Below are 1,315 nucleotides of genomic sequence, written 5' to 3'. Positions count from 1 at the left end.
TTTGTCAAGCCCCCCAAATGGCGAAAATTGCAAATTCCCCTATATAACCCCACGGGAGATGGGGATCGTTGCCCGCGAAAGTGGCGTAAAACGTTCCGTCGCGGCGAGAGGCCCGCTGGAACGGGAAAACTGCAGCGCTCGCCGCAAATCAGCGACGTCGTGTTGGTCCGGACCCCCGGGAGTTGCCTTGGCCGCCCGTCGCCAGCCTCGCCAGTCGTTAGTTCCAAGGGAGCCTGAGGCGGCAGCCGGAGAGACTTTTCAAGGAATGTGAGATGCAGGCGGCAATCCCAAGCCCTTTTGCATGAATCTTTCCAATCCAGCGCGGTAGACCCAACGCAGTAAGTCAGCCAGACCGCTGATCACCGGCGTGGGTGGCATAGGGCAGCGACCGTTGAAGCGGCTAACTTCCCGTGCTCATGGAACGCGAAGGAGAAAACACCAGCCTGTGATGACCGCGCGCCTTTGATCGTAACAAAGTTTAGAGCGCCGACGACTTGACAACACGGACAGGAGGAGTAGACTGAGACGCCAGAAGGAGGAACAGATCATGCCTAAAAAGGGAACAAAAGTGGGCAGGTCTCGTGGAGCACAAAGCTCTTCGGGATCGGCTTTCCAGTCAGCGGCGTCCACGGACTGTTTTGAACTCCGCGCCGATGTTTCGACGGGTAATTTCTGGTTCGATACAGGTCGGGTGGAGTTGTTGAGGCTTTTCGGAGAGGGCAAGCACCGTGTTGATGATGTTCTTCAGGAACTCGTAAATCGGTTAGTGCAGCCCACCGGTAATAAGGGGGAATACTTCGATAAGTCGGCAAACTCCATCAAAGAATACGACAAGAAAAACTGGGTTTTCCCGACCAATCTTTTTATTAAAGCCAACCCCCGCACGCAGAAGGAGAAACTCCGCATTAACGGTGAGGAGCGGGAGTTTTTCCTTGAGCCCCCGCAATATTCTCTTAAACTCGATCTCAAAAGAAAGAAAGAACTCTGCGACATCTGTGGCGAAGAGGGCCCTGTAACCGACGCCACCATGTGGATGTTTCCCTTCGTGGTGGACCCGAGCAAGTTCGGCTGCTTCTACTCGGGGGCCAAACGCGGCCTCAAACTCTGCGCCTGCTGCGCCCTCGCGGGGCTGGCCGGTTATCTGGGATGGCTCTGGCGTGGCGGGCAAGATTGGCTGCATATCTTCATATTTCATTCGGATATGCCGCAATTGCAGCGATTTCACAAAGAAGTTTTGCAGGTCCTTAAAAAAAAGGACGGAAATTGCGATTGTGCCTTCGATGGTGCCTATATCCATGAAACCACGCTCGGTCTG

General features: G+C 54.6%; 1 protein-coding gene. It reads left to right on the top strand.

The features are described from left to right. Positions 1 to 547: 547 nt before the first annotated feature. On the top strand, positions 548 to 1,315 hold a 768-nt coding region (locus ABJK56_RS03895; protein WP_347243356.1), incomplete at its 3' end, for a hypothetical protein.

The sequence above is a fragment of the Thermogutta sp. genome, from assembly GCF_039793925.1.
GTDB lineage: Bacteria > Planctomycetota > Planctomycetia > Pirellulales > Thermoguttaceae > Thermogutta.
Note: the sequence above shows the minus strand (reverse complement) of the source record. Positions and strands in the feature narration are given on the sequence as shown.